Origin of the sequence: Photobacterium minamisatsumaniensis, assembly GCF_050336695.1 — a bacterium.
Lineage (GTDB): Bacteria > Pseudomonadota > Gammaproteobacteria > Enterobacterales > Vibrionaceae > Photobacterium > Photobacterium minamisatsumaniensis.
In genome coordinates, this window is the sequence record NZ_JAKJSI010000102.1 from 1 (window position 1) to 1,738 (window position 1,738).

At 39.4% G+C, this 1,738-nt stretch carries 2 protein-coding genes; one reads left to right on the forward strand and one right to left on the reverse strand.

Features of this window, described 5'->3' with window-relative positions; genetic code table 11:
* Nucleotides 1-195: 195 nt before the first annotated feature.
* Nucleotides 196-984: a (S)-ureidoglycine aminohydrolase gene (gene allE / locus L4D78_RS28175; protein WP_428469986.1), complete on the forward strand. Its 789-nt coding sequence runs from the start codon at nt 196-198 to the stop codon at nt 982-984.
* A gap of 129 nt (nt 985-1,113) precedes the next feature.
* On the opposite strand, the gene L4D78_RS28180 is transcribed toward allE, so the two are convergent.
* Nucleotides 1,114-1,512, reverse strand: coding sequence for a VF530 family protein (locus L4D78_RS28180; protein ID WP_428469987.1), 399 nt, complete (start codon nt 1,510-1,512; stop codon nt 1,114-1,116).
* Nucleotides 1,513-1,738: the final 226 nt, after the last annotated feature.

Sequence of the window (1,738 nt, forward strand, 5' to 3'; positions counted from 1 at the left end):
TTATAAAACATTTTTAATCAATACAAATATAAGCTTCAAATAAATCATCATAGTTTTGCATGGTATACCTAGATCACAAAAAACGATAAACGACCTGATAATATAAGCAACACACAACAACTGCACATCCGTTTGCTTAGGCTTTTTATAGCTTCCTTCTATTAAGCCTAAGCTCTTTTTTTGAGGGGTTATTTAATGGGTTACCTTAACGACAACACCGGCTATATTGCTGATCTTCTATCTAATCGCTCTGTGATTAAAAAAGATAACTTCGCTATACTTGAGCCTGATGGTTTAGTTAAAAATATTATTCCTGGTTTTGAAAATTGTGACGTTACAATTCTTGCGTCACCAAAGCTGGGGGCGAGCTTTGTTGATTATCTTGTTACATTATACGATGGCGGAAATAATCGTAGTGGGTTTGGTGGAAAAGACGTTGAGACGTTCTTGTATGTCATTTCAGGTCACGTTATTGTCGAAGCAGAACAGAAACAACATAATTTAACCGCAGGTGGTTATATCTACTGCCCTGCCGGAGAAAGTCTCTACTTGGAAAATGTAAACCAAGGGAATAACAGCCAAGTTTTTCTTTATAAACGTAAATATCAATCAATTGACGGCTATCAAGCACATACCGTTGTTGGACATCGCGATAAGTTAGAGAAAGTTAACTACGAAGGCATGACCGATGTCATCGTCGAAGACCTACTGCCAAAAGATCTCGGCTTTGATATGAATTTCCATGTTCTCACATTTAATCCGGGTGCTTGTCATGGCTACATTGAAACCCATGTTCAAGAGCATGGTGCATTAATATTAAGTGGCGAAGGTATGTATAACTTAGATAATAACTGGATACCGGTAAAAAAAGGTGACTATTTATTTATGGCTTCTTACGCGCCGCAGGCTTGCTATGCCGTTGGTCGAGATGAAACATTTAGCTATATTTATTCGAAAGACTGCAACCGCGATATAGAACTATAAGCTAAAAAGACGTCAAACATAAAGCCAAGTTACCGCGCTCCACCGGTGGCTTGGCTTTACTGCTATCAACGATGCCCGACTACTAAATCAACAAAATTTAATCAATTCCCTCTAGAGGCAAACGTTCGGTTATCTACGGCGTTGCGGATGACGTCGAGATGAACGTTCTTTATGCGCTGAAGCGGCTTTTGCTTGAGAGTTTTCGATAGATTCAACCGTTAAAACCATCGGGTCGCGCGGCACAATACCGGTCGCAAACGTACGTTGGCGAGGCGGTAAGACATACTCTTCATCCGTCGCTCTTGGCATGCGCTTATAGCGAGATAAGTAAAAACCTTCTACTTTCTCTCTTGCCCACTCGGTTTTGCGTAAAAATTTCAGGCTTGCTTGTACTGATGGTTTCGTTTTAAAACAATTAAAACGGAACGCAGCATACAAGATTTCCCAGCCGTAAAAATCAACAAGCTCTTGCAGTAGAACTTCTAACTTAAGGCCATGTAGTGGGTTATTTTGTTGCTCTTCTAGCATCGTTTGTTCCAAAGGTGGTGTCTGTTGGCTATATCTTAGCATGCGAAGCTATGGGCAAGTGCAATAATCATTCGAGAAAATCACCTACACATTCATATCCCCGTCACTAAACGCTAAATACAGTTATCGCGCATCCTCTCCGTTCACTTTTTAATCAAGTGTCAATGTTTAAATATCTAATTGTTTAACAGCGATATTAAAAATAGTGATTAAATAACATTTATAT

Bases quoted from the DNA above. Each gene is read 5' to 3' on its own strand.
- allE (WP_428469986.1), top strand. From the start codon at position 196: ATGGGTTACCTTAACGACAACACCGGCTATATTGCTGATCTTCTATCT.
- L4D78_RS28180 (WP_428469987.1), bottom strand. From the start codon at position 1,512: ATGCTAGAAGAGCAACAAAATAACCCACTACATGGCCTTAAGTTAGAA.